Here is a 330-nt window from a genome sequence, read left to right as displayed (position 1 = left end):
CTGCCCTGACCCGAGAACACCACGGCGAGTGCGGTTTCGGCGGCACGACCGACGTGCACGCCCACCGGCGGCTCGCCCGCCGCGAACGCGGACAGCGCGTGCCTGCGTTCGTCCAGATCGCCGCCGACGATTACCGCGCGCTGCGCGAACGCGGTGCGTGTCGCCAGCGAATACGCCACATCGAGCACCGAGTCGTCGTCGGTCAGTCGTGCCGCCAGCCGTGTCGCCTGCGCGCGCAGCGCGGGCTCGTCGCGCGCGGAGAGCACCCACGGCACCGCCGTGATGTCGCGCCGCACCGGTACCGATTCCGCGTCGTCGGTCGGTGCTTCT

General features: G+C 72.7%; 1 protein-coding gene. It reads right to left on the bottom strand.

All coding sequences use genetic code 11. The annotated features are described in order from the left end of the window. Positions 1 to 330 (bottom strand): CurL C-terminal domain-containing protein (locus ON39_RS33820; RefSeq protein ID WP_040740303.1); only part of this gene is annotated, 330 nt, incomplete at both ends.

It is taken from the genome of Nocardia tenerifensis NBRC 101015 (assembly GCF_000308715.1).
GTDB classification, from domain to species: Bacteria; Actinomycetota; Actinomycetes; order Mycobacteriales; family Mycobacteriaceae; genus Nocardia; species Nocardia tenerifensis.
This window is presented reverse-complemented; position numbering and strand designations above follow the sequence as displayed.